The 24,429-nt window shown below is 64.4% G+C and carries 22 protein-coding genes; 15 read left to right on the plus strand and 7 right to left on the minus strand.

Annotated elements, in window-relative coordinates; translation table 11 throughout:
- Positions 1 to 57: 57 nt before the first annotated feature.
- The 3 genes from ACVK00_RS30480 to ACVK00_RS30490 all read right to left on the minus strand — a co-directional run bounded on the left by ACVK00_RS30480 (position 58) and on the right by ACVK00_RS30490 (position 4,861).
- Complete coding sequence (locus ACVK00_RS30480) at positions 58 to 1,743, minus strand: ShlB/FhaC/HecB family hemolysin secretion/activation protein (RefSeq protein ID WP_284891642.1); 1,686 nt, start codon at positions 1,741 to 1,743, stop codon at positions 58 to 60.
- A gap of 144 nt (positions 1,744 to 1,887) precedes the next feature.
- Positions 1,888 to 3,237: a collagen-like triple helix repeat-containing protein gene (locus tag ACVK00_RS30485; RefSeq protein ID WP_284891641.1), complete on the minus strand. Its 1,350-nt coding sequence runs from the start codon at positions 3,235 to 3,237 to the stop codon at positions 1,888 to 1,890.
- 40 nt (positions 3,238 to 3,277) lie between these two features.
- Positions 3,278 to 4,861, minus strand: coding sequence for a collagen-like triple helix repeat-containing protein (locus ACVK00_RS30490; RefSeq protein WP_284891640.1), 1,584 nt, complete (start codon positions 4,859 to 4,861; stop codon positions 3,278 to 3,280).
- Positions 4,862 to 5,526: 665 nt separating this feature from the next.
- Here ACVK00_RS30490 and ACVK00_RS30495 point away from each other — a divergent pair.
- The 14 genes from ACVK00_RS30495 to ACVK00_RS30560 all read left to right on the plus strand — a co-directional run bounded on the left by ACVK00_RS30495 (position 5,527) and on the right by ACVK00_RS30560 (position 19,344).
- Positions 5,527 to 5,736 (plus strand): Flp family type IVb pilin, encoded by a 210-nt coding sequence (locus ACVK00_RS30495; protein ID WP_284891639.1) that lies wholly within the window; start codon positions 5,527 to 5,529, stop codon positions 5,734 to 5,736.
- Positions 5,737 to 5,834: 98 nt separating this feature from the next.
- On the plus strand, positions 5,835 to 6,332 hold the full coding sequence (locus tag ACVK00_RS30500; protein ID WP_284891638.1) for an A24 family peptidase: 498 nt from the start codon (positions 5,835 to 5,837) through the stop codon (positions 6,330 to 6,332).
- Positions 6,332 to 6,838 (plus strand): TadE/TadG family type IV pilus assembly protein, encoded by a 507-nt coding sequence (locus ACVK00_RS30505; protein ID WP_284891637.1) that lies wholly within the window; start codon positions 6,332 to 6,334, stop codon positions 6,836 to 6,838. Before ACVK00_RS30500 ends, ACVK00_RS30505 begins: the two co-directional genes overlap by 1 nt.
- Positions 6,839 to 6,913: 75 nt before the next feature.
- Positions 6,914 to 7,849: a Flp pilus assembly protein CpaB gene (cpaB, locus tag ACVK00_RS30510; protein ID WP_284891636.1), complete on the plus strand. Its 936-nt coding sequence runs from the start codon at positions 6,914 to 6,916 to the stop codon at positions 7,847 to 7,849.
- A gap of 63 nt (positions 7,850 to 7,912) precedes the next feature.
- Positions 7,913 to 9,244, plus strand: a complete 1,332-nt coding sequence (locus ACVK00_RS30515) for a type II and III secretion system protein family protein (protein WP_284891635.1) — start codon at positions 7,913 to 7,915, stop codon at positions 9,242 to 9,244.
- Positions 9,245 to 9,304: 60 nt separating this feature from the next.
- Positions 9,305 to 10,579, plus strand: coding sequence for a fimbrial protein (locus ACVK00_RS30520; protein WP_284891634.1), 1,275 nt, complete (start codon positions 9,305 to 9,307; stop codon positions 10,577 to 10,579).
- Between the two features lie 3 nt (positions 10,580 to 10,582).
- Positions 10,583 to 11,950, plus strand: a complete 1,368-nt coding sequence (locus ACVK00_RS30525; RefSeq protein WP_284891632.1) for a CpaF family protein — start codon at positions 10,583 to 10,585, stop codon at positions 11,948 to 11,950.
- Positions 11,943 to 12,935, plus strand: a complete 993-nt coding sequence (locus tag ACVK00_RS30530) for a type II secretion system F family protein (protein WP_284892801.1) — start codon at positions 11,943 to 11,945, stop codon at positions 12,933 to 12,935. The genes ACVK00_RS30525 and ACVK00_RS30530 overlap by 8 nt, the downstream gene beginning before the upstream one ends.
- 4 nt (positions 12,936 to 12,939) lie before the next feature.
- Entirely contained in the window at positions 12,940 to 13,932 is a 993-nt protein-coding gene (locus ACVK00_RS30535) for a type II secretion system F family protein (protein ID WP_284892799.1), read from the plus strand.
- An 18-nt stretch (positions 13,933 to 13,950) separates the two neighbouring features.
- Positions 13,951 to 14,793, plus strand: a complete 843-nt coding sequence (locus ACVK00_RS30540; protein ID WP_284891631.1) for a tetratricopeptide repeat protein — start codon at positions 13,951 to 13,953, stop codon at positions 14,791 to 14,793.
- 20 nt (positions 14,794 to 14,813) lie between these two features.
- Positions 14,814 to 15,137 (plus strand): DUF3613 domain-containing protein, encoded by a 324-nt coding sequence (locus ACVK00_RS30545; protein WP_284891630.1) that lies wholly within the window; start codon positions 14,814 to 14,816, stop codon positions 15,135 to 15,137.
- Positions 15,138 to 15,148: 11 nt separating this feature from the next.
- Positions 15,149 to 17,179 carry a pilus assembly protein TadG-related protein gene (locus ACVK00_RS30550; RefSeq protein ID WP_284891629.1) on the plus strand — a complete coding sequence of 677 codons (2,031 nt, stop codon included), beginning with the start codon at positions 15,149 to 15,151 and terminating at the stop codon, positions 17,177 to 17,179.
- Positions 17,180 to 17,190: 11 nt separating this feature from the next.
- Positions 17,191 to 18,582: a sigma 54-interacting transcriptional regulator gene (locus ACVK00_RS30555; RefSeq protein ID WP_166721519.1), complete on the plus strand. Its 1,392-nt coding sequence runs from the start codon at positions 17,191 to 17,193 to the stop codon at positions 18,580 to 18,582.
- 54 nt (positions 18,583 to 18,636) lie between these two features.
- Positions 18,637 to 19,344: a DUF2968 domain-containing protein gene (locus ACVK00_RS30560; RefSeq protein ID WP_284891627.1), complete on the plus strand. Its 708-nt coding sequence runs from the start codon at positions 18,637 to 18,639 to the stop codon at positions 19,342 to 19,344.
- Between the two features lie 83 nt (positions 19,345 to 19,427).
- Here the strand turns inward: ACVK00_RS30560 and hfq are convergent, their stop codons facing one another.
- On the minus strand, positions 19,428 to 20,018 hold the full coding sequence (hfq, locus tag ACVK00_RS30565; protein WP_166721569.1) for an RNA chaperone Hfq: 591 nt from the start codon (positions 20,016 to 20,018) through the stop codon (positions 19,428 to 19,430).
- 295 nt (positions 20,019 to 20,313) lie between these two features.
- Here hfq and ACVK00_RS30570 point away from each other — a divergent pair, with 295 nt between their 5' ends.
- Positions 20,314 to 20,595 (plus strand): hypothetical protein, encoded by a 282-nt coding sequence (locus tag ACVK00_RS30570; RefSeq protein ID WP_166721521.1) that lies wholly within the window; start codon positions 20,314 to 20,316, stop codon positions 20,593 to 20,595.
- Positions 20,596 to 20,622: 27 nt separating this feature from the next.
- Here the strand turns inward: ACVK00_RS30570 and ACVK00_RS30575 are convergent, their stop codons facing one another.
- The 3 genes from ACVK00_RS30575 to ACVK00_RS30585 form a co-directional block, all read right to left on the minus strand.
- The gene (locus ACVK00_RS30575; protein WP_284891625.1) at positions 20,623 to 21,537 is read right to left on the minus strand and encodes a DUF1571 domain-containing protein; all 915 of its coding nucleotides are present in this window, start codon (positions 21,535 to 21,537) and stop codon (positions 20,623 to 20,625) included.
- Between the two features lie 29 nt (positions 21,538 to 21,566).
- On the minus strand, positions 21,567 to 23,321 hold the full coding sequence (locus ACVK00_RS30580; protein WP_284891623.1) for an AMP-binding protein: 1,755 nt from the start codon (positions 23,319 to 23,321) through the stop codon (positions 21,567 to 21,569).
- 233 nt (positions 23,322 to 23,554) lie between these two features.
- Positions 23,555 to 24,373 carry a TetR/AcrR family transcriptional regulator gene (locus tag ACVK00_RS30585; RefSeq protein ID WP_228907508.1) on the minus strand — a complete coding sequence of 273 codons (819 nt, stop codon included), beginning with the start codon at positions 24,371 to 24,373 and terminating at the stop codon, positions 23,555 to 23,557.
- Positions 24,374 to 24,429 lie beyond the last annotated feature (56 nt).

Here is a 24,429-nt window from a genome sequence, read left to right on the forward strand (position 1 = left end):
TGATAGAGGGGACTCTATTCCAAACAGCTCGCGAGACGCGGGCTGTTTGGTGACCGATCAGTTGAGCTGATATGAGAACGCGGCATTCACGCGCGGGCTGCGCGATGCGCTTTCAACCGGTGCATCGCCGACCGGCTTCGCGATATTCAGGTCGAGACTGTAGTAGCGGCTGTCCGTAAACCGTACGCCGATAGCGACCGACGACAAGCGGCTCGGCGACGGCGTGCCCGTATGCAGGTAGACGCGTGCCATGTCATACGCGATGTACGGCGTGATCGACTTCATGTACGTCCAGCCCGGCGTGAAGCCGCGATTGACCTCCAGCGACATTCCCCAACCCGAGTCGCCCGACGTTTCGCCGGGCTGGTAGCCGAGCGCATAGCGCGTCGAACCGAACGAGACCTGTTCCGACGTCGGCAGTGAATCGGGGCTGTACTGGCCGGTCAGCGAGACCGATGTGCCGATCTTGAACGGCCATTCGTTGGTCTGCGTGAAGGTCGCGCCGGTGCGCACGAACGTCAGCGAAATCGGGCTGTCCACCGACGTCGTGTTCGAGCCGATCGTGATGTCCTGCGATTTCGACGCGCCGAGAATGTTGAAGCCCTTCGCGACGTTGACGCTGAGTTTCTGGACTTGCTTGGCCGACACGCTCGTGTAGTCGAGCTGCATTTGCAGCACGCGGACCTGCGAGCGCGTGTCGATGCTGTTGCCGGTGATCTTGTTCTGGTAGCGGTCTTCATTGTGCGACGCATAGCCCGACACGGTGCCGAGCAGACTGCGCTGGTTATTCAGCAGCAATGGATAGGATGCCGAAAGACCGAGCTTCTCGTTCTTGACCGTGCGCTCGACGGTCGACGGCAGGCCCGGGTTGTCGGTCGGCTTGCCGCGATACGTGCTGGCGTCGAGGCGCGTGACCAGGCCGCTGCTGCCGACCGGCACCGCGCCGCTGAATGCGACGTAGGTCTGCTTGTCGCGTCCGGGCGGCACCAGCGCGGAAATGCTCAATTGCTCGCCAAACGACGTGAGGCCATTCTCCGTTGCGGTGATGAGCCCCTGGACGCCCGGGTGATTGAAATCGATGCCGGTGCTGATGTTGAATGCCTTGCGGTCGACGGCGAGTTCGAGCGTCGTCGCACCGTCGGTCGTTTGCGGCGGCGGCACGTTGGCCTTCACCGTGAGGCCGGGCAGGAGGCCGAAGGTGTTCACGTAGCGTTCGAACGTCGCGCGGCGCAGCGGGCGATCGGCCGTGATGTGCGCGGCGATCGCGCGGATCTTCGATTCCATCGCGCCGGGCTTGCCGGTGACCTTGACGTCCGCCACGTAGCCTTCGACGACCGTGACGCGCACGACGCCGTTCTCGAACGTCTGCGCAGGAATGAACGCGAACGACAGCGCATAGCCGCGATCCTGGTACAGCTTGGTCACGCCGTTGGCGGTTTCGATCAGCTCGCCGATCGTGATGTCCTTGCCGACGAGGGGCGTGAAGCGACGCGAGATTTCGTCGAACGGCACCGACTTCACGCCTTCGACCTGGAACGTTGTCGGTGTCACGTGCCGCGACAGCAGCTCCTGCAACTGCGGTGCCTGCGGCGCGACCTGCACGGTGACGGTCGGCCCTTTCTTCGGCGCGTTGATCTGGGGGAGGGAATCGAGCGGGTTGCCTGCTGCGCGCGTCTGTGCCTGTGCCGTGCCTGCTGCTGCGATGGCGAGCAGCATCATCCATGTGTCGAATCTGGATTTCATTGTTCTTCCTCGTAGGCCTTTCTTTTCGTCTTCGTTCTAATGCGGGCGCGCGACATCGAGTGTCGCGCGCCGCGTGCCGCATTGCCGGTTGTGTTTTGTACGGCCGCGCCTCCCGCTCCGGCTGCAAAGGCGCGACTGTCCTCCTTACTTGCCGACGCTACCCAGCGTGCCCAGCAGCCCCGTGACCGGCGCCAGGAGGCCCGTCGAGTTGCCCGACGATGCCGTCCCCGACACGCCGCCGACGAGCGACGTGACCGGCGCGAGCGGATTCGACGAAGCCCCGGATCCCGCCGCACCGCCCACTGCTCCGGTGACAGTATTCAGCAAACCGGTGACCGGCGCGAGAGGGTTTGCCCCGCCTGCGCCACCCGTCGCGCCGCCGAGCGTGCCCGTGACCGTCGACACGAGGCCCGTGACCGGCGCGAGCGGATTGCTGCCCGAGCTGCCCGTTGCGCCGCCGACCGCGCCCGTGAGCGAACCGAGCGGCGTCGAGCCGAGGCCGGACAGCAGGCCGCCGAGCGGGTTCGTCGAGCTGGAACCCGACGACGGGCCGTTCTGGACGGTCGTGGTCGAGCCGCCGACGAGGCTCGTGATCAGGCCGGGGATCGGTGCCGCACCGTTCGGGCCGTTCGGGTTCACGAGGCCGCCTGCGTTGGTCACGGTGTTGCCGACCGTGGTGACGAGCTGTCCGACATCGCCGACGAGCGGCTGATTCGACGTGCTGGCCACCTGCTTGCCCGCCGAGCTGATTGCGCCGCCCACCTGGCCGAGCAGGCCCGATACCGGTTGTCCAAGGCCCGTGGTCGTGCCGACCTGTTGCGTGACCTGACCCGCGGTGATCACCAGCGGCGTGATTGCCGAGCTGAGCGGTTGCGTCACTTGCTGCACGGCACCCGACGACAGCGTCGAGCCGATCGTCGTGCCGGCGGCCGTCAGACCGTTGGCGACGGTGTCGAGCACGGTGCCGACCGGCGTCGTCACCGGGGCGAGCGGCGAGAGCTGCCCCGTGCCGAGCGCCTTGACCGTCGAGCTCAGCCCGGACACGGTGTTGCTCGTCGCGCCGACGACGTTCCCGAGGCCGGCGACCGTCGTGCCGACGGGGTCCTTGATCGTGCCGGTCTGTCCGAGCCCGTTGCTCAACGCATCGGCAGCCGCGCCGACGATCGTGCCGGTGCTCGAGATGGTGCTGCCGACGCCCTTCGTCACGCCGTCGCCGAGGCCAGGCACGCTGATGTTGCCGACCGTGCTGCCGAGATCGGTCGCGGTCTGGCCGACCGTGCTGACGACGCCCTTGGTGCCGTTCGTCGTACCGCTGGTGCCACTCGTGCCGCTGGTACCGCTCGTGCCGCTGGAGCCGCCGCCGTTGCTGCTGGTCGGCGGCGTGCTGACGCTGTTGCCGCCGCAGGCGGCCAGCAGGCACGCAGCGGCGAGTGCGGTGAGGGGCATGCGCCACTGGCGCAGGGCGACCGTCGTGATGGAACGTTGCTGGGACATGATGGACTCCTCGCTGTCTTGTCGATGAATGGATGTCTGATTACTTGCCGTGCGTGCCGCCGAGCAGGCCGCCGATCAGCGACGTGACAGGTGCGAGCAGATTCGAACCCGAGCCCGAGTTCGTGACGGCGCCCGTGGTGCCGCTCAGTGACGGTGCGCCGGCCGTGCTGGTGACCGCGGGGACCGGAGCGGCGATTGGATTGCCACCGCCCGTTACGCCGCCGAGCGCGCCGGTGACCGTGGAGACGAGGCCCGTGACCGGGCCGAGCGGGCCGCCGCTCGTGCCGCCAGTTGCGCCACCGAGTGCACCGGTGACGGTCGAGACGAGGCCGGTGACCGGAGCGAGCGGGCCACCGCTGGTGCCGCCGGCTGCGCCGCCGAGTGCGCCGGTGACGGTGGAGACCAGACCCGTGACCGGAGCGAGCGGGCCACCGCTGGTGCCGCCGGCTGCGCCGCCGAGTGTGCCGGTGACGGTGGAGACGAGGCCGGTGATCGGAGCGAGCGGGCCGCCGCTCGTGCCGCCCGTTGCGCCGCCGAGCGGGCCGGCGACAGTCGAGAGGAGGCCCGTGAGCGGTGCGAGCGGGTTGGTCGCGCCGCCGGTGCTGCCCGTGAGCAGGCCGCCGACAGCCTTCACGGTATTGCCGGTCGACGAGACGGTGTTGCCGAGGCCGGTCGTGACGGGGTTGCCACCCGTCGATGCGATCAGCGCGCCGCCCTGGTTCAGGCCGTTGCCGATCGTGCCGAGCAGCGTGTTGACCGGGGCGCCGAGGCCGGTGGCCGTCCCGATCGTCTGCGTCGTCTGGCCGACCATCGTCGTGATCGGCGTGATGGCCGAGCTGACCGTCTGCGTGACCTGCTGGATCGGGCCGGTCGACAGCGCGTTGGACAGCGTGGTGCCACCGTTCGATACCGCGTTGCCGACTTGCGTCACGAGGCCGCCGACGGCGCCGGTGACAGGGGCGAGCGGCGACAGCGGGCCGCTGCCGAGGCTCGTGACCAGGTTGCCGGTCTGCGTGACCGCGCCGCCGAGCTGGTTGACGACGCCGCCCGTGCTGGCGACCGTGACGCCGACCGGGTCTTTCGCCGCACCGAGCTGGCCGAGGCCGTCGCCCACGCCAGTGCCGAGCGCCGTGACCGCACCGCCGACGTGCTGGATGATGCCGCCTGCGGCCTGCGTCGTGCCCGGATCGACGCCGGGCAGCGACTGGCTCGCGACGGTGCTGCCGAGGTTCGACACGGTTCCGCCGAGACTCGTGATGACGTTGCCGCCCTTTGCGAGGACGCTCCCCACCGGGTTCGCCGACACACCGGAGGTGCCGCTCGTACCGCTGGACGTTCCACTCGTCGTTCCGCTGGTGCTGCCGCTCGTCGAACCGCTCGTGCTGCCGCTGGTCGAGCCGCTGGTGCTACCCGAGGTGCCGCCGCTCGTCGAACCTGACGTGCCGCCCGAAGTGCCGCCGCCGGACGTGGAGATGGAGTCGGCGCCCCCGGAGCTGGAGCCGCCGCTGAGGCCCTTGCTGATGGAACCGGAGCCGCCGCACGCGGAGAGGGAAAGCATGGCTGCCACGGTGGCCGCGATCATAGTCGTCCGGAGCGTGCCATGAGGGATAACCTGAATGTCCATTTCGTCCTCGCATTGCAATTGATGTTGTGTTGAGTGATGCGGGGATTACTCTGCAACTGTCGTGCCATTTCGAGAGCCGTCGGTTCGACGATTGGTTTTAAACGATGCAATTCCTTGTCGGAAAAGGGATTTTGGGAAATTGAAAGATTGTTGAAACTGTTTAAAAGCAGTCAGATGAGAACGGTTTCGGCCGTTTCGTAACGTAACGTCACAACATTGGCGTTACGCGTGCGGCGTAACGTGGGGCCGGTACAGGGCCCGCGGGCGGTCTGGTGTTTTACTGGTGGATTAGGTGTGCACATCTAACCTATCGTAAATCCTATGTGTAAGTCGTACCGAAACGCCGTACAAATGCGTTGTGCTCCCGGAAAGTTTTTTCGACCCGGTCTTGAAAGAGGTTGGAACTTAAATAGGATCGGATATAGAATCCGGAGCAGATGTAAGGAAATGTACGGGTCGGTACACGACGTTCGAGGAGGGTCACTATCGCGAATGTTAACTTCCATCAAATTGTGATACTTACCCCTCGGGGTGACATATAAAGAAAGCGCACCCGGTTGTCGTTACACAGATAACGAACGGCGCGGGGCAAGGGCCAGATATACGGGGGATGTACAACGTATAAAAGGCCAAAAAACGTACATACAGGCACGAGGAATTTAAAAATGAAAGCACTTATCAAGCGCTTCCTCAAGGAAGAAGACGGGGTTACCGCAATCGAGTATGGGCTGATTGCGGGTCTGATTGCTGTAGCCATCATCGCAGGCGCCTCGACGGTGGGGTCCAATCTCAGCAGCACCTTCTCGAAAATCGGAACCTGTGTCTCGTCGCCGAGCGCCACGTGCTGGTCGGGCGCGACGACTACTACGGGATAAGAAAAACTGCTGGTTCCGAATATTGCCTTGCGGCTGCGCGGCGGGCGAATTATTGACGTAATTCGCCCGCTGTCCTAGTCGTGGTAGATCGCGACGTGATGGCTCGTCTTATCTTCATCGGGGCATTCCTGGGCTGGGCGGCATTCGTCGCGGCTGGCGATATCCGCTTTCGGCGTATTCGAAACTCGCTCGTTGTCGCGGGGTTGGTCGGCGCTTTGGTGGCCGCGGCCATCGGTCGAAATCCATTTGGAATTTCGCTGACTCAATCATTGGTTGGTGCGGCTGTGGGGCTCGTTTGCTTCTTCCCCTTGTTCGCATTGCGCGTCATGGGTGCGGCCGACGTCAAGGTATTCGCCGTATTGGGTGCATGGTGTGGTGCGCCGGCGTTGTTGTGGCTCTGGATTGTCGGGAGCCTCGCCGCAGGCATTCACGCGCTCTGGGTAATGCTTCTGTCGCGGACGTCGGTTTCCGCACTGTATAAGCGCGCTACACCCACGATGACACTCGGCGGCCGCCGAGCCACGCCTTACGCGGCGTTTCTCGTGATCCCCGCGGCCGTGTGGCTTTTGCATCTTGTGTATGTGAGGGGAATGTGATGGCTCGGGGAACGCAAACGCGCCAGCCGTCCGTATGGCGGCGGCAACGGGGGGTGGCGGCGGTCGAGTTCGCTGTCGTATTTCCTTTGTTCTTCCTGATCTTTTACGCGATCGTCACGTTCGGGATGGTTTTCATCATCCAGCAAAGCCTGACATTCGCGGCCTCCGAAGGCGCGCGCGCCGCGTTGAACTACACGTCGGCGCCGTGCGACCGGCTCCAGGTCAGTGCACGGAATGCCGTGACGCAAGCACTGGGCGGCACCCCGTGGTCGCAGAACGTCAAATTCGCTGCACAGGTCTCCACGTCGGTGCCAGTGCCGACCTCGACGCCTGGCGTGACCTGTAGCGCGACATCATTCGCCTCTACGTCCACCTCCTCCTTCAACGTGATGGTGACGACGACCTATTCATACGCGGCGAATCCGCTGATTCCGTGGATATTCATATTCAATGCGCCGCAGTTGCAGAGCAGTGCGACCGTGCAGGTTCAACCCAGCATGCTTTGAGTCGCATACCTATTGAATCGAATCACCCGACCGTTGCCACGCTCCAGAAACTGATTCCGGCATTCCCACATCAACATGGCCAACAATCTGACAAAAATCATCGCGGGGTTGCTGATTGCGATCGCTGTTCTGCTCGGAATCTATGCATGGATGCTTGGGCGCAGTTCGTCGCGTCCGGTCCCTGCACAACAGGCCGTCGCTGCGAGCCCGGCACCGGTGGTCGTCGCGATGCGCGCGCTGCCGGTTGGTCAGCCGATTGCCGCCGATGCATTGAAGGTTCAACCGATTGCTCCTGCGCCGGCAGGTGCGTTTGACGATCCGGCCACTCTGGTAGGCCGCGTTCCTGCGAGGGACATCCCGGCGTCGGCCCCGGTCGTGTCGGACGCACTGGTGTCCGGGCTCGCCGAGGATGTTCAGCCGGGCGAGCGCGCGATTGCGATTCGTGTCGATGAGACCAATGCCGTCGGCAACCGCCTGCGGCCGGGCAACTTCGTCGATGTATTCGTGAACCTGAAGCGTGAAGCGAGCGGCGCGCTGCTCGACGGCGAAGTTTCGCAGACGCAAGCGCGGCTCCTGATGTCGAAGGTGCGCGTGCTGTCGTTCGGCGACGCGACGCCGGAACGTGACAGCGGCAGCAACACGAACGGCAATAACGGTCAGCCGAGTAGCACGCGCATCGCGGTACTCGCGGTACCGACCGCACAGGTCGATGCATTGACGCTCGGCGAGTCGAGCGGCCGGCTGACGCTCGCGCTGCGCAACCCGCGCGACGACGAGCTTGCGACGCAGACGGTGGCGGTGCGCACGGACAACAAGCTCTCGCCGTCGGCACTTGCGGCGGTCGGCGTATCGCTGCAACAGCTGTCGGGTACGTCGAGGACCGCAGTGGCCAACGTGAATGTGCCGCCACTACCGTCGCGCCCGCCGCTGGCGGTGCGGTCAGGCGGCAACGGAGGCGGGGGCGGTATCGAGGTGATCCGCGGCGGCCGGTCGGAAACGGTTTCGTATTGAACAACATCGATGGCCTTCGATATCAGCGACGACAGTAAAGGCCGTGTGACGGTCGAACAAACAATGAAAAACACACTGACTGCATTCGTGATTGCCCTCTGGACCCTGACATTCGCCTCCATTGCAAGCGCGAGCGGCACGATCGAACTCGCGGTCGGCGCGCAGCGGCAGATTTCCGCCGGCCGCGCGTTGCAGCGGGTCGCCGTCGGCGATCCGGCGGTCGCCGATGTGCTGATCATGAAGGGCAGTCGTTCCGGTTCCGTGCTGCTGACCGCGAAAGCGCCGGGTGCCACGAACGTGATGTTGTGGGAGCGCGGGCACGACGAGCCGACGGTCTGGAGCGTCGAAGTCGTCGACGCGGCGGCGCATGCGGTACTCGACGGGTCGATGCCGCAGGTGAAGGCATACGGCGGGACGTCGGTGCTGCGGGGCACCTCGGCATCGCTCGACGCTCACGAACGGGCCGCCGCGGTCGCCAAGAACATGAGCCCGAAAGGCACAGTGATCGATCGTTCGACGCTGGCGGGCAAGAACGTCGTGCAGGTCGATGTGCGCGTGGTCGAATTCAGCCGCTCGGTGCTCAAGCAAGTCGGCTTCAACTTCTTCAAGCAGAGCAACGGCTTTTCGTTCGGCTCGTTCTCGCCGGGTGGTGTGCAGTCGTATAACGGCGGATCGGGCCCGGGCACAGCGGGATACATTCCGACGCTCGGCGCGCCGGTGGCGTCCGCATTCAATCTGGTTGTAAACGCAGCGGGACGTGGCATTTTTGCCGACCTGTCGTTGCTCGAAGCGAACAACATGGCACGTGTGCTTGCGGAGCCGACGCTCGTCGCACTGTCCGGCCAGAGCGCCAGCTTCCTCGCCGGCGGCGAGATCCCGGTGCCGTCGCCGCAGGGGCTCGGTTCGACCGCGATCCAGTGGAAGCAATACGGCGTTGGGCTGTCGCTGACACCGACAGTGCTGGGGCCGAACCGGATCGCACTGAAGGTCGCGCCGGAATCGAGCCAGCTCGACTTCGTGAACAGCGTGACGATCAGCGGCGTCGCCGTGCCGGGCATCACGACGCGTCGTGCCGATACGACGGTCGAACTCGGTGACGGCGAGAGCTTTGTGATCGGCGGCCTGATCGACCGCCAGACGATGTCGAATGTGAACAAGGTGCCGCTGCTCGGTGACCTGCCGATCATCGGCACGTTCTTCAAGAACCTGAACTACCAGCAGAACGACAAGGAACTGCTGATCATCGTGACACCGCATCTCGTCGCACCGATCGCGAAGGGGGCAGTACTGCCGGCTACGCCCGGCGAGTTGTCCGAGCAGCGTGACGGACCGGTCTGGCGCTCTTACCTGGGCGGCGCGGCGTCGCCGGATGCGGCACCGGGGTTTTCGAAATGAATGTGAAGCATTGCGCGTTGCGGCACATCGCTACGCCTTGCGTAATCGGGGGTGTTCGACATGAATGCACGAATCCAATCATTGTGTGAACCCGCCGTGACCGACTACTTCGTTTGTGCATCGACAAAGGAAGCGCATGTGCGCTGGCTGGCCGATACGCTGACGTCGGCCGGGACGGTCGAGGCTGTATCGCTGGAACCGGGTGTGCTTGCGCAGCGCATCACAGGGCTCAATCCGGCCCTCGTGTTCATCGATTTCTCCGAGCGCAGCGATGCGGCGAGCGCAGCTGCTGCCACGGTACGTGCGGCGCATCCTGGATTGCCCATCGTTGCGCTCGGCTCACTTGCCCAGCCTGAGAGCACGCTTGCCGCACTGCGGGCCGGCGTGCGCGATTTCATCGACGTGTCGGCATCGGCCGAGGATGCACTGCGGACGACGCGGGGGTTGCTGTCCCACGTCAGCGAGCCGGCGAGCCGCCACGGCAAGGTCGTCGCGTTGCTTGGGGCGCGTGCCGGCATGGGCGTCAGCACGCTTGCCGCGAATCTCGCGGTCTGGCTGCAGAAGCGGGCGCTCGGCCCGGGAGCGACGGGCGGCCCGGACGGCGGCGCGCCGGCCGGCCGTCAAACCGCGCTGATCGATCTGGGTCTGCCGGCCGGTGACGGCGCGCTGTTCCTGAACACGCGCTGCGAATTCCATTTCATCGACGCCGTGCAGAATTTGCGCCGCATTGACCGCACGTTCGTAAACACCGCGCTCACGCGGCACCAGAGCGGCGTCGCACTGACGACGCTGCCGCCGGACCTCGGCGGGCTGCGCGACGTGTCGTATGCGTCCTGCATCGGTTTGCTGAATCGCTTCCGCGCGTTCTTCGACCAGCAGGTCGTCGATCTCGGCGGGTTCTCGAATCGCGAGTTCCTCACGCAGATCGCAGCATCGGCCGACGAGGCGTGGCTCGTGTGCGATCAGGGCGTTGCATCGATCGTGTCGGCGGCCGACCTGCTCACCGGTCTGCGCGATGCGGGCGTCGACACCGACCGCGTGAAGCTCGTGGTCAACCAGTACGATCCCGCGCTGAACCTGATGCCCGGGCAGATCGCCGAGCGTCTCGGCTTGGCGCTGGTGGGCACCTTGCCCGCGCGTCGCGTCGCGATCGGCCATGCCGCGAACCAGGGGCGACTCATCGTCGATGCGGCAGAGCGCGATCCGTATGTCCGCGCACTCGAATCTCTCGCCGCGCGGCTACCCGGTGTATCGGGCATGGCAGGCGCGTCGCGCGCCACGCCGGGCTTGTCCGCGCTCAAACGTTTCATTCAACCCTCGTCCAAGCGGTCATAACCGATGGCACACGACATTCAATTCGCCGACGGCGCAGCGCCGTTCTCCCAGACGCAGCAATTCCACGACATCAAGAATGCCGCGCACGAGCATTTGCTGACGCGCATCGAGGAACTGGGCGCCGAGTTCGGCCGATGGTCCCGCCAGGCGATCAACCAGTTCGTCGATCTCGAGATCGACAGCTTCGTGCGCCTGCGCCGCATTCCGCTCAACGAGAACGAGGTGCGTGCGATCGCGGAAGCGCTGACGAAGGAGCTCGCGGGCTTCGGGCCTATCGAGGATCTGCTTGCGGATCCGGCAGTCGAGGACATCCTGATCAATGGCTACAACGACGTGTATGTGTCGCGCCACGGGATCCTCGCGAAGCTGCCGGTACGCTTCACCGACAACGCGCATTTGCTGCGCATCGTACGCCGGATCCTTGCGCCGATCGGGCGCCGTCTCGACGAGTCGAACCCGATGGTCGACGCGCGACTGCCCGATGGCGGACGTGTGAACGTCGTGATCGAGCCGCTGTCGATCGACGGCCCGATCGTGTCGATCCGGAAATTCCGCAAGGATCCGCTCAAGCCCTCGGACCTGCTCGGCAACGGCACGTACAACGAAGAGATCGGGGCGCTGCTCGAGGCGGCAGTCGAGGCACGCTGCAACGTGCTCGTGTCCGGCGGCACGAGTTCGGGCAAGACGTCGCTGCTCAACGCGCTCGCATTCCATATTCCGGAGGTCGAACGTGTCGTCACGATCGAGGACACGGCCGAACTGTCGTTGAACCACCCGCATGTCGTGCGGCTCGAAAGCCGGCCAGGCGGGTTCGACGGTACCGGCGTCGTAACGATTCGCGACTTGTTGCGCAACACGCTGCGGATGCGTCCGGATCGGATCATCGTCGGCGAAGTGCGCGGCGGCGAAGTGCTCGAAATGCTGCAAGCCATGAACACGGGCCACGACGGCTCGATGGGCACCGTGCACGCGAGCTCGCCGCGCGAGTGCCTGTACCGTCTCGAGATGCTTGCCGGTTTCGCGGGCTTCCAGGGCACCGAGTCGAGCCTGCGCCGCCAGATCGCGAACGCGATCGACTTCATCGTGCAGATCGGCCGGCTGTCGAATGGACGCCGCCGGATTCTGTCGATCACCGAAGTGACCGGCTTGTCCGACAACATCATCGCGACGCAGGAGTTGTATCGCTACGAGGCGCGTGTGACGCCGGAGGGCGAGGAAGTCGATCACTGGGAATCGCTGGGTATCCATCCGCATTCGCCGAAGCTCGCGCGTTTCCGTCAGACGTTGACGAACGGCGGAATGGGTGGCGGCGGGTTCGGCGGTGGCTTTGGCGGCGGCGGTTTCGGTCGCGGCGGGGGCTTCAATGTATAGCGCGATGATGTGGATGCTCGCGGTCGCGATGCTCTGCGTTGCATCGGCACTGATGCTATGGCGACACGCGGAAACCCGGCGCGTGCGCACCGATGCGAAGCGCTTCATCGACAGTCGGCTCGAACCCGGCGTGCGCGCGGCCGCACCGGCTGCGAGACCTGCGGGACCGGCTGCGTCGCGGCCCATGTCGCCATCGGGCGGCGCGCGCAATGCGACGTCTCGCACTTTCTGGGCGCACTGGTATGCGATCGCGTCGGAGTATCTGACCAACCTCGTCAACCGTGCCGGGATAGAAGACGCACGCGGCAAGGCGATCGTCGCACTAGCAGTTCTCGTCGTGATTTCGGGGCTTGCAGGCAGCCGCGGCGGCGCGCTCGCATGTCTCGCTGCGCTTGTCTGCGGCAGTGCGATTTTTGGTATCTGGCTGACCTCGCGAATCCAGCGGCGGCGATTGAAAATCGTCCGGCAGATCCCGTCGTTTCTCGACGGGATCGTGCGCTTGGTGACGCTTGGCAACAGCGTGCCGGCCGCATTTCAGGCTGCACTGCTGACGACGGAGGAACCTCTGCGCGGGTGTCTCGATCACGTGTCCCGGATGTTGCGTACGGGTGTCGAGATCGATCGCGCAATGCTCCATATCGCGAAGATCTACCGGACACAGGAATTCGAACTTCTCGGATCGGTGCTGCGCCTGTCGGTCAAGTATGGCGGTCGTGCGGACGTGATGCTCGAACGCATGGCCGTGTTCATGCGCGACCTCGAGCAGGCGGAGCGCGAACTGACGGCGATGTCGGCAGAGACGCGGCTATCGGCATTCGTGCTCGTGATGCTGCCGATCGGGATCGGCAGTTTTGTCGTGATGACCAATCCGAAATACCTGGAAGGAATGTGGATTGATCCAGGCGGACGAATGCTCCTCGTCCTCGCGTTCCTGCTGCAGATTGCGGGTAGCGTGTGGTTGTATCGAATGGCTCGACTCAGGTGATGCGATGACGGCAACTCAGATCGGATCGGTTGCTCTGGCGCTCGGCGCGCTGGGCGTGCTGTTGTTTGGAATGGGCGCTTTGCGGCGGGCGAGTGCCGCGTCGCGTGCCGAACGTGCGCTGGCCGACGCGCTCGATCGACGTATGGCAGCGCTCGAAGCGGCCAAGGTGCGGACGACGGCGGAAGATGGCGCAAGCGCGAAACCGGACACGCGAGGCCGCCAACGTATCGAGCGCATGCTCGACCGATTGTCGGCGGCGGGGATGCGCTGGCTCGATACCGGATTCGGGAAACACATCGTCGCGGAAGAAGATCGCCGTATTCTCGAGCAATGCGGCTACGTCGACACGCGCACGCGCGGGCTGTTCCTCAGCGCGCGGATTGCGTGTGGGATTGCGTTGCCGCTTCTGTTCGCGATATTCGCCAGCGGGCACTTGAAGGGCAGACATTGGATGATCGGGACATTCGCGGCATTCGCGCTCGGCTTCATGCTGCCGAAGCTTTTCGTGCGGCGCCGTGCCGCAGCCCGTCGCCAAAGCGTCGTCGATGAACTGCCGCTGTTCGTCGACATGCTGCGCCTGTTGCAGGGTGTCGGGTTGTCGCTGGATCAAAGCCTTCAGGTGGTGACGAACGATTTCCGCGGGATGATGCCGGTGCTGTCGTCCGAGGTTGGAATCGCACAGCGTCAGTTCGCGGCGGGCCGCACGCGCGATCAGTCGATGCAGAGGTTGTCGAGCGGATTCGAGAACGAGGACTTGCGCGCGATTGCCCGATTGATGGTGCAGGTCGACAAGCACGGCGGCGCGGTACAGGAGCCGCTCAAGCAGTTCGGCGACCGGCTGCGCGAGACGCGCCGCGCGATGCTTCGCGAGCGAATCGGTCGACTGACCGTGAAGATGACGGGGGTCATGGTGCTGACGCTGTTGCCCGCCCTGTTGATCGTGACGGCTGGCCCCGGGTTTCTGGCGGTAATGCATGCGCTGTCGGCGCATCATTGATGGGTGGAAGGAAAGACGATGAAGCGGATCAGCAGGATGGCGATGCACGCAAGTATGGCGGCAGCGGTGCTGCTGCTTGGCGCTTGCGCGACCAAGGAAAGCGGGTACGGTGTCGGTGCACAGGCCGAGCGCGCGGCGCTGATTCAGGCGGCCGACCAGAAACAGGCGGTGCCGGATACGCCCGCGATGTATCTCGGGTTGATCCAGCGAATGCAGGCACAGGGTCTCTATTACGCGTCGCTTGCGCACATCGACGCTTACGACAAGGCATACGGCGTGTCGCCGGACACGATCTTGCTGCGGGCGGACGCACTCCGCATGACCGATCAGCCGGCTGCCAGCGCCGCAGCTTATACGCAGTTGCTGACGACGCCGCTCGCCGCGCGCGGTTATCGGGGGCTTGGGTTGATCGCTGGTGCGGCCGGCGATTTCGGTCGGGCGGTACAGGCACTGACGCAGGCATCCGAACTCGCGCCGACGGATGCGTCGCTGCTGTCCGATCTCGCCTATGCAAAATTGCGTAACGGGGACGTGGTCGGCGCGCGGGTGCCGCTGATGAAGGCGGCGGAGCTGGATCAACGCAATCCGAAGATCGTCAGCAACCTCACGCTGTATCTGCTCGCTGCGGGGCGCACACAAGATGCGCAGCGGCTGATGAACCAGCAGCATTTGCCGGCGGATATCCGCAAGGACATCCTTGGCGATGCCGCAAAAATTGCAGCTGCGGCACGTGCGCAGCAGCGTGCGGTCGCGACGCCACCGGTGGTGTCGCGGCGCGCCGCGACCGCACCCATTACGCCGATGGCAAACAATTTCGGCTATGACCAGACCGTGCCGCTGCTGCAACGGTTTGCACAATGAACAGACAGGCGGGGAACGACATGAACAATAAACATTATCGCGACGCGCTTGCGGGTCGCATTGTGGTGCTGGGCGCGATCATGGCGATGGGTACGCTAGCCGCACATGCGCAACAGGTTACGACACCGGCCGCATCCGACGTCGACCGCTCGACGAAGGAGTGGCTTTCGATGCAACGAGACAATCGCGCGGCGGCACCCACGCAGCCGATGCTCGGCGACGTGGCGTCACTGGTCTATCAACGCTATCTCGATTCGTTCAAGAATAAGATTCCGCAGTCGATGAGCACGCAGCTTGGTAGTTCGGCCGGCGGCATGTCGGGTAATGGGCAGAGTGCGCAGTAAGCGAGATGACGATGCGCGCAGATCAAGCACGTGGGGCTCGGCGGCGCGACGCTCGCTGGCCTGGGAAACGACGTCAGCGTGGCTCCATCGTTGTCATGGCAGCGATCTGGGTCATGGTCGCGATCGTCGTGCTCGGGGTGATCGACATCGCCAATCTGTATTTGCAGAAGCGGGATCTGCAGAGGGTCGTGGACCTGGCCGCGTTGGCTGCAGTGCAACCGATGACGAGCGATCCGAGCGGCTGCCTGAGCGATGCCAAAAACAATGTGACGTCGAGTGCGAACATCAACGACAAAGGTTATGCGTTTACGTTGATAAGCGCCACGGCTACGGCAAATCCTACCGCGGGAAACGACCAGATTGCCGTCAGCTGCGGCAGGTGGGATTCGTCGACCGCTTACGTGACGCCGGCGTCGGCGTTGGCGAATGCGGCTCAGGTTACTGCGTACCGGCAGGTGAACTACTTCTTCCTGGGGCTGCTGAACCAATTGAGCGGGCGGCAGGCCGTTGTCTCTGCGACGGCTACCGCACGTGCGGCGGCGATCGACACGTTTAGCGTGGGTTCGACGCTTGCGAACCTGAATACCTCCTCGTCTGCAATACTCGATCCGCTACTCACAGGATTGCTGGGCTCCACGACCAACGTCAATGTGGGCCTGGCGAATTACCAGGCCTTGGCCGGGGCGAACGTCACGCTAGGGCAGTTGGCAACCGTCGCGACCCAACTTGGCACGGCGGGCATGTCGAGTCCAGCGAGCATCGGGAAGTTGCTTGGTCTCAATCTGACCGTATCGGATATCCTGAGCCTTGCCGCCACGGCGGTGGGCAGCAATACCACGGTCGGCACTGTACTCACCGCGTTGAAGAATAGTGTTGGCGCCAATGTCAATGTCAACAAGATCTCTTTGGGGAGTCTCCTTCAATACTCGGGCGGCAATGCGGAGGCGGCGGCGAACGCCAGCATCAATGTGCTTCAGTTGTTGCTCACGACGGCGGAGATCGGCGCGTACAACAGCGCGCTGACGCTGTCGGTCAGTCAAGCCAACTGCCCCGGCAGTGCGTTTTGTCCGCTTATTTCGGCGGTGTCGTCGCTGGTTAAAGTCAATAGCTTGCAATTGCAGGTGCTGGCGCCGCCGTCGATCGGAATTGGCGAAGCCGGACAAGTGAACGGCATCTGGCGCACGCAGGCGTCGCAAGCGGAGATTGGACTCTACGTCGATGTGCAAGCACTGTCGGATCCGCCACCGCTTGGAATTTCCGGCCTATTGACACTTCAGCTGACGGGACCGCACTTGCCTCTCTATATCATTCTGGGAGGCCCAGGTCGCGCCTGGCTGGCCAATACGAGTTGCCAATCGACCCCTGCATCGAGCACCGCGACGTTCGGCGCGTTGCCGGGCGTGGCGATGATTTGCGCTGGACAAAATACCGGCGGAAAGTTGAACCTCAATTCGCCGAGCTGTGCGTCCACCTCGGGCACGATTCCCGTTGCGAAGCTGTCGGGCGGGGGGCTACTTGGCAATTTTTCGCTTCTGCAAATCGTGTTGTCGGTATCGAACCCCGTAGCGTACGTTGGGAGCAGCACCGGTACGCCCATCTACAGCGGGCCGCCATTGCCTTCGACGCCGGGTGCGCTGAACGCCAGCTTGCCGCTAACTGGGACAGGGACGCTCTATCCGAACAGTTCGCAATACTCGTTCTGCAATACCAAGCCGGGTAATGGTGCTTGCACGTCGTCCGCATGGTCCCCGGGGCCCAACTGGACCACGTCGTCGACAGCAACCAATTCGCTCAACGTGCAACTGACCAATCTGTTGAACGGACCGTCGCTCCAGCTCAGCGTCTTGGGGCTCGATCTATCGATTTTGACCCAGATTCTTCAGCCACTCACTGGACAGCTCATTCCTTTGCTTCTTGGGCTCGTCAATCCGTTGATCAACACGTTAGTGACGCCGTTGTTGACGGCGTTAGGATTGCAAATCGGCCAGCTGACCGTGATACAACACAGCCTGACTTGCAACGCCCCGCAAATCGTTCATTGAAAGCATCAACAATGAGAAACACGCCCGCAATCGCAGAACTCGATCTGTACGTCTGGGAAGGCAAGGCGGACATTGTCGACCGCGTTGCCCGCTGCATGGCGAGCTTCGACGTCGAAGTGATCCGCGCCGACAATGCGGAAATCTCGCCGGAGCGCGCCGCATTGCGGCCATCGCTCGCGATCATCAGCGTGACGATGATTGAAACCGGCGCGGCGTTCCTGCGCGACTGGCAAGCCAACATCGGCATGCCGGTCGTCTGGGTCGGCGCGGCGCGCGACCACGACGCATCGCAGTATCCGCCCGACTATTCGCACATTCTGCCGCTCGACTTCACCTGCGCCGAACTGCGCGGGATGATCGGCAAGCTCGTCACGCAGCTGCGCGCGCACGCGGCCGAAACGCTGCAGCCGTCCGAACTCGTCGCGCACTCGGAGTCGATGCAGGCGCTGCTGCACGAAGTCGACACGTTCGCCGACTGCGACACCAACGTGCTGCTGCACGGCGAAACCGGCGTCGGCAAGGAACGGATCGCGCAATTGCTCCACGAAAAGCATTCGCGCTATCGCAACGGCGAATTCGTGCCGGTCAACTGCGGTGCGATCCCTGACGGCCTGTTCGAATCGCTGTTCTTCGGGCATGCGAAAGGTTCGTTCACCGGCGCGGTTGTTGCGCATAAAGGCTATTTCGAACAGGCGGCGGGCGGCACGCTGTTCCTCGACGAAGTCGGTGACCTGCCGTTGTACCAGCAGGTCAAGCTGTTGCGCGTGCTCGAGGACGGCGCCGTGCTGCGGGTCGGCGCGACGACGCCGCTCAAGGTCGATTTTCGTCTCGTCGCGGCCAGCAACAAGAAGCTGCCGCAGCTCGTGAAGGACGGCCTGTTCCGCGCGGATCTTTACTATCGGCTCGCGGTGATCGAGCTGAGCATTCCGTCGCTGGAGGAGCGGGGCGCGGTCGACAAGATCGCGCTGTTCAAGTCGTTCGTCGCGGAAGTGGTGGGCGACGAGCGGCTCGCGCAGCTGTCCGATCTGCCTTACTGGCTCGCGGACGCGGTCGCGGACAGCTATTTCCCCGGCAACGTGCGCGAACTGCGCAACCTCGCGGAGCGCGTCGGCGTGACGGTGCGGCAGACGGGCGGCTGGGATGCGGCGCGGCTGCAGCGGCTGGTCGCGCATGCGCGCAACTCGGCGCAGCCGGTGCCGGCGGAAAGCGCGGCGGAAGTCTTCGTCGACCGAAGCAAGTGGGACATGAACGAGCGCAGCCGCGTGATCGCGGCGCTCGACGCAAACGGTTGGCGGCGCCAGGATACGGCGCTGCAGCTCGGCATCAGCCGCAAGGTGTTGTGGGAAAAGATGCGTAAATATCAGATATTCGACGAAGAGCCCGAGACCCGCGAAAGCGAGTAATTAATGAGATAAAATCGCGCTGAATTACAACGACACGGGCGGGAATAAAAATTCATGAGCCATATGACGGGGTTGGGGCGGGCGTGCGTGTTGCTCGCCATGATGGGAGGCGTGCAGGGCGCGTACGCGCAGGGATTGGCAGGCAATGGAGCGCCGGCGGTGCAGCAGGCGTCGGCCCCGGTAGCGGCGATTCCGGTGCTTGATCAGCAGGTTCAAACGTCGGTGCAGCCGCAGGCGGGCGAGACGACCGGGCCGAGCACGGTTGACGAGCTGCAGCGCCAGATCCAGGCGCATTCGCTGACGGAAATGCGCACCAGCTATAACGGCAGCTACGGCGCGAGCCTGCTGTTCAGCGTGAAGGACGGTGCCTATTTCGTCGCGCTGTTCCAGCAGAAGGCGTTCTGGCGCGTGATCAAGACTTACGACGAAACGCGGGCGGAAGCGGTCTATCGCGATTTCTCGCATCAGGCGGAACGGCTGGCCGTCAACGAATTGCGTGCGGCGAAGCTGGAATCGCAGAAGGCACAGATGGACCGGCAGATCGCGCTCACGCAGGAGCGGGCGCGGCGTCTGCAGGCCGACATCTCCATCGCACGCGAGCAGCAGGCTGCGGTCGTGGATCGCCAGAAGAGCGTCCGCAATGAAACGGCGGCGTTGCAGGCGCAGCAGGCGGAGCTTCAGTCGCAACTGCGCGCATTGCAGCAGCAGGTGCGTTCGCTGCAGCGCGAGGCCAATGCAGGCTTGCCGGCGACGGCACACTGAGCGATCACGGTACGGCCGGTGCGGCGACATGCCGCGCCGACCCACCAGGAAAAAGGGCAAGCCGGTTGGCTTGCCCTTTTGTTTTACTGGCCGTCCGGCACGATTCGCCGGCGCCGCGTGACGATCACTGGCCCGTTGCCGCCGCGTGTATCGGACTGCGACGTGTTGCCCGATGCGTCACCGGCATCGCGCGGCGCGCCGTAGCCTTCACGCGGTTCGCGCGGGGCGCTGTAACCTTCGCGGGGCGCGCCATAACCCTCGCGCGGTTCGCGGGAGCCATAGCCTTCGCGCGGTTCACGGGAGCCGTAACCTTCACGCGGCTCGCGCGAGCCGTAGCCGCCGTCGCCGCGCGATTCGCGGGAGCCGCCATGCGAGCCGTACGGGCTGTGACCGCCGCCTTCGCGGCCGCCCGGCCGACCGCCGGTACGCGGGCCGCGGGGGCCGCCGCCGCCCGGGCGCGAGCCGCCCGTATCGAGCTGGATCGTGGAAATCGCACGCTTGTAGATGCCTTGCAGACCCACGGGGGTGCGCAGCATCACCAGGTACTGGTCGAACGACTCGATACACCCCGTCAGACGAATGCCGTTGACGAGATAGATTTCAACACGCTTACGTTCCTTGCGCGCCGAATTGATGAAGTCGTTTTGCGGATGGGATTCTGCGGGATTGGCCATTGAGGTGCGGCAGGAGCCTGCGTCAGAGAATATGTTGTGCGTGTGGATGGCGTGGTCGCCCACCAGGTGTTTGGCGGGATTTTACCCTGTTCGTTCCACCCGCGCGCGGTCGTGATTGTGTCGAACCGTAACCCACTATAGACGTTCCAGCGCGTTTTCGCGATTCGGCCAAATGGCTAGCGCCGTTTCGTTACGTCGCGTTACGACTCTCGCAACGGCGTAGCACCTGGCCTGGCGCGGCCGGATTATCTTCATCGCGCGTGCCGGGCAGGCCGGCGGATCAGGGAAGGGAAACATGAACAAGAGGGGATTGGCGGTATCGATCGGGAGTGTGGCGTTGCTCGCTTCCGCCAGTGCAATGGCGCACGTCGACCTGTCGGTCGGCATCGGCGTGCCGGTCGCACCAGTCTATGTCGAGCCGGCACCGGTCTATGTGGCGCCGCAGCCGGCGGTCGTCGCGTATCCGGGTTACGGATACGGCTACTACGGCGACGAGGACGACGACCGTTACCGGAAATGGCGCAGGCACTATTACAAGCATTGGCACAAGCACCACCACGACGATGACGACGACTGAGCGCGACATGCGGCGCGCCGTCGACGCTCAGAACGCGTAGTCCGGGTTTTTCGGGTCGAACGCGGATTCGTCGAGCGTTGCCGGCGCGATCTTCTCGATGATGATCCGCTCGAAGATCTTGCCGTCGTTGTCATAGGATTCGACGGTCCGGAAGTAGGGCGCGTGCAGGTCGAGCCCGAGCGTTTCCTTCTTCGCGTAAAACTGCGGCCGGCCGGTCGGCGTCTCGTAGGTGAGCGCGACGACGCGCACACCGCTGATCGTCTTCGCTTCCACCTGCGTCGGCCGCTGCACGCCGGCTTCCTGGTATTTCTTCCCTTCGGTCAGGTACAGGTTCGTGATGAACTCGGTGCCGAGATCCTTCACCTGGTGATTCGACTGCGCGCGTGCGAGTGCGCCGTCGAGCGCCGTCCACAACGGAATCTTGCCGAGCAGGCCGCCGAGATGGCCGTACATCTCGTCCTTGCGCTGGGTCGTGTCGTAGATCGTCTCCTGTCCCGCATGCGCGCCGCCCGGCAGCCATTTCGCATAGACCCGCAGCGGCTCGCGGGTGGTCTTGACGAGCATGCGATCGGGCGTGTCGGACCATTTCCCGCTGATGCGTTCCTGCCGCACCATCGTGAACTGGTACGACGGATAGCCGTTGGGACCATTGCGGATATAGAGCGGCACGGCGAGCGGATCGAGCGCCTTGAACAGCGTCGTCAGCGTCGCATCGTCGAGTTGCGCGAGCATGCCGCGCTGGGCGGCCGTGCGCAGCCAGCGAGCCTGCTGCGCGAGCGGCTCGTGCGTGACCTTCGCCAGCTCCGCCGGCAGGGCGGCCGCCTGGGTCGTGCTCGAGGCATCGGCCGTTTCCTGCGCATGCAGGCCCGGCTGCGCGAGCAACAGCATGCAGGCGACTGCGGCGGCGGTATGCGTCGCGCGGCGTTTGTTTCCCTCGTTCATCGACAGTGTCTCCCGGAGCGATGCGTCGTTCAGCCTTGTTTCGCGGCCTTGATCCTGGCGAGTTCCTCGTCGCGCAGCGCGCGGCGCAGGATCTTGCCGACGTTGGTCTGCGGCAGCGCGTCGCGGAACTCGACGAACTTCGGCATCTTGTAGCCGGTCAGGTTCTTGCGGCAGTGCGCGAGCACGTCGTCGACCGTCAGCGCCGGGTCGCGGCGCACGACGAAGACCTTGATCCGTTCGCCCTGGACTTCGTCCGGGATACCGATTGCTGCGGCTTCGCTGATGCCCGGATGCATCACCAGCACTTCCTCGATCTCGTTCGGATATACGTTGAAGCCCGAGACGAGGATCATGTCCTTCTTGCGGTCGATGAGGCGGATGAAGCCGCGCTCGTCCATCACGCCGATGTCGCCGGTGGCGAGCCAGCCGTCGGCGTCGATCACCTTCGCGGTCTCGTCGGGCCGCTGCCAGTAGCCGCGCATCACCTGCGGACCGTGCACGCACAGCTCGCCCGGCTCGCCGACGGCGGCCCAAGTGCCGTCCTCGCGGCGAAAGCGCACGAGCGTCGACGGAGCGGGCAGGCCGATGGAGCCGCTGAATTCGGCCATGTCGTTCAGGTTCACCGGATTCATCGTGACGATCGGCGAGCATTCGGTGAGCCCGTAGCCTTCGACGACCGGCCGGCCCGTGACCTGCTGGAAGCGCTCCGCGACCGCGCGCTGCATCGCCATCCCGCCCGCCATCGCGAGCTTGAGCTGCGAGAAGTCGCGCTTGCGGAATTCCTCGTTGTCGAGGAACGCGTTGTACAGCGTGTTGATGCCGGTGATCCCGGTAAACGTTTCGTTGCGGATGATCTTCATCACCATCGTCATGTCGCGCGGGTTCGCGATCAGGATGTTGCGCCCGCCGAGCCCCATGAAGATGAACGCGTTCACCGTCAGCGAATAGATGTGATAGAGCGGCAGCGGTGTCAGCACGGTCTCGACGTCGCCCGACACCTGATCGGCGATCCACGCCTTGGCCTGCAGCAGGTTCGCGATCAGGTTGCCGTGCGTGAGCATCGCGCCTTTCGCGACGCCGGTCGTGCCGCCGGTGTATTGCAGGAACGCGAGATCGTCGCGTGTCGTCTGCACCGGCTGCGGTTTGTCGCGCGCGCCGAGCGCGAGGGCGGAGCGCAGCCGGATCGCCTGCGGCAGGCTGTAGTCAGGCACCAGTTTCTTCACGTGCTTCAGCACGAAGTTGATCAGGCGTCCCTTCGCATTGAAACCGTCGGCGAGCAGGTCGCCGAGCGCGGTGACGACGATGTTCTTCACTTGCGTTTCCGGCAACGCTTCCTGCAGCGTGCGCGCGAAGTTCTCGAACACGACGATCGTCTGCGCGCCGCTGTCCTTCAGCTGGTGCGCGAGTTCGCGCGCGGTATAGAGCGGATTGACGTTGACGACGATCGCGCCGGCCTTCAGCGTGCCGAACAGGGCGACCGGGTACTGGAACGTGTTCGGCAGCATGATCGCGACGCGGTCGCCCGGCTTCACGCCGGTGCTTTGCAGATACGACGCGAACGCTTCGACTTTCTGCGCGAGCGTGCGGTAGGTCATCGATGCGCCTGCGCTCACGTAGGCGACCCGCTCGGCGAAGCGCGTCGTGCATTCGTCGAAGAACTGTACGAGCGATGCGTATTGCGTGACGTCGATCTCGTGCGGCACGCCGGGCGGATACGACGCGTACCAGATGCCGTCGCTGTTCGGCGGGAGCTGGGCCGTTGCGGTTGCTGCGGATGAGGACATGATGTGTCTCCAATGTCGACGAGAGTTGGCGCTTTAGCGCCTTACTCTCGTCCCATGCTTCGCGGTCGACGAGAGTTGGCGCTTTAGCGCTTACTCTCACCCCATGCTTTTCGTCGACGAAAGCCGGCCAGCCTTGGCTCCCGCCGCATGACATTCGTACGGCCCGGGCCCGCGCATCAACGCCGGTCCGGGCCGCCCAAATCGTGAATCGCCGCCTGCGCGGCGTGACGCAATCAGCTCGCCGAATGTGCGGTCGCCGTATCGGCCGCGGCCGTACCCGGCGGCAGCCCGAAGGCTTCGCTCGCGCCCGCATCGTCGAGCACGGCCGCGAAGATCGACAACTGCGTGCTGTCGGGCATCGGCGCCTTCAGCGCGGCGACGATCAGCGAGGACAGCCGCGCGATCATCTGCACGTCGTTCATCGTGCGGCGTTGCGAGAATTCGTCGATCAGGCTTTCGGTTTCGGCACCGGCCAGCGCGCCGGACAGCGCGCCGATCGCGAAGTGCAGCCGCCAGCCGAGTTCCGTGCGCGGCAGATGCGGCAGCGCGCGCTGGAACGCATCGAAGAAGCGGCCCGCGACGCTCGCATAGTGCGCGGTCAGGAAGTTGCGCACGAACGGCGACGGGTCGGTGTACGCGCGGCCGATCAAGCGAAGGAACGCGGGGCCGCCGCGATCGGGGTCGCGCGACGCCTTCAGCGCCGGAATGAACATCGCGCCGAGCACGTGCTCGCAGGTGATGTGCGCACCGAGTTGCGCATCGAAGCGGTCGAGGATGCCGAGGCGCTCCTGGTTGAGCTGATCGAGCCGACGCGACAGCATCGCGTGGATCAACGCTTCCTTGCTGCCGAAGTGGTAGTTGACCGCGGCGAGGTTTACCGCCGCGCGCGACGTGATCTGCCGCATCGACATCGCTTCGAAGCCATGCTCGATGAACAGGTCCTCGGCCGCATCGAGAATGCGCGCCTTCGTTCCGCCAGCCTGCCGACTGCCGGGTGCCCGCGTCCCGGACGACCGTCCCGCGGACGATCGCCCCTCCTGACTTACTGCCATGTCCCGCCTCCCAATGCCGGTCGCGCGGCCGCGAACAGGTGATTTGATTATGTAAT

The organism is Burkholderia sp. PvR073 (assembly GCF_054055695.1).

Coding starts and splice junctions, on each gene's coding strand:
- ACVK00_RS30550 (WP_284891629.1), top strand. CDS start 15,149: ATGCGCGCAGATCAAGCACGTGGGGCTCGGCGGCGCGACGCTCGCTGG.
- ACVK00_RS30495 (WP_284891639.1), top strand. CDS start 5,527: ATGAAAGCACTTATCAAGCGCTTCCTCAAGGAAGAAGACGGGGTTACC.
- ACVK00_RS30525 (WP_284891632.1), top strand. CDS start 10,583: ATGGCACACGACATTCAATTCGCCGACGGCGCAGCGCCGTTCTCCCAG.
- ACVK00_RS30530 (WP_284892801.1), top strand. CDS start 11,943: ATGTATAGCGCGATGATGTGGATGCTCGCGGTCGCGATGCTCTGCGTT.
- ACVK00_RS30520 (WP_284891634.1), top strand. CDS start 9,305: ATGAATGCACGAATCCAATCATTGTGTGAACCCGCCGTGACCGACTAC.
- ACVK00_RS30540 (WP_284891631.1), top strand. CDS start 13,951: ATGAAGCGGATCAGCAGGATGGCGATGCACGCAAGTATGGCGGCAGCG.
- ACVK00_RS30575 (WP_284891625.1), bottom strand. CDS start 21,537: ATGAACGAGGGAAACAAACGCCGCGCGACGCATACCGCCGCCGCAGTC.
- ACVK00_RS30500 (WP_284891638.1), top strand. CDS start 5,835: ATGGCTCGTCTTATCTTCATCGGGGCATTCCTGGGCTGGGCGGCATTC.
- ACVK00_RS30585 (WP_228907508.1), bottom strand. CDS start 24,373: ATGGCAGTAAGTCAGGAGGGGCGATCGTCCGCGGGACGGTCGTCCGGG.
- ACVK00_RS30580 (WP_284891623.1), bottom strand. CDS start 23,321: ATGTCCTCATCCGCAGCAACCGCAACGGCCCAGCTCCCGCCGAACAGC.
- hfq (WP_166721569.1), bottom strand. CDS start 20,018: ATGGCCAATCCCGCAGAATCCCATCCGCAAAACGACTTCATCAATTCG.
- ACVK00_RS30480 (WP_284891642.1), bottom strand. CDS start 1,743: ATGAAATCCAGATTCGACACATGGATGATGCTGCTCGCCATCGCAGCA.
- ACVK00_RS30505 (WP_284891637.1), top strand. CDS start 6,332: ATGGCTCGGGGAACGCAAACGCGCCAGCCGTCCGTATGGCGGCGGCAA.
- ACVK00_RS30490 (WP_284891640.1), bottom strand. CDS start 4,861: ATGGACATTCAGGTTATCCCTCATGGCACGCTCCGGACGACTATGATC.
- ACVK00_RS30570 (WP_166721521.1), top strand. CDS start 20,314: ATGAACAAGAGGGGATTGGCGGTATCGATCGGGAGTGTGGCGTTGCTC.
- ACVK00_RS30545 (WP_284891630.1), top strand. CDS start 14,814: ATGAACAATAAACATTATCGCGACGCGCTTGCGGGTCGCATTGTGGTG.
- cpaB (WP_284891636.1), top strand. CDS start 6,914: ATGGCCAACAATCTGACAAAAATCATCGCGGGGTTGCTGATTGCGATC.
- ACVK00_RS30535 (WP_284892799.1), top strand. CDS start 12,940: ATGACGGCAACTCAGATCGGATCGGTTGCTCTGGCGCTCGGCGCGCTG.
- ACVK00_RS30560 (WP_284891627.1), top strand. CDS start 18,637: ATGAGCCATATGACGGGGTTGGGGCGGGCGTGCGTGTTGCTCGCCATG.
- ACVK00_RS30485 (WP_284891641.1), bottom strand. CDS start 3,237: ATGTCCCAGCAACGTTCCATCACGACGGTCGCCCTGCGCCAGTGGCGC.
- ACVK00_RS30555 (WP_166721519.1), top strand. CDS start 17,191: ATGAGAAACACGCCCGCAATCGCAGAACTCGATCTGTACGTCTGGGAA.
- ACVK00_RS30515 (WP_284891635.1), top strand. CDS start 7,913: ATGAAAAACACACTGACTGCATTCGTGATTGCCCTCTGGACCCTGACA.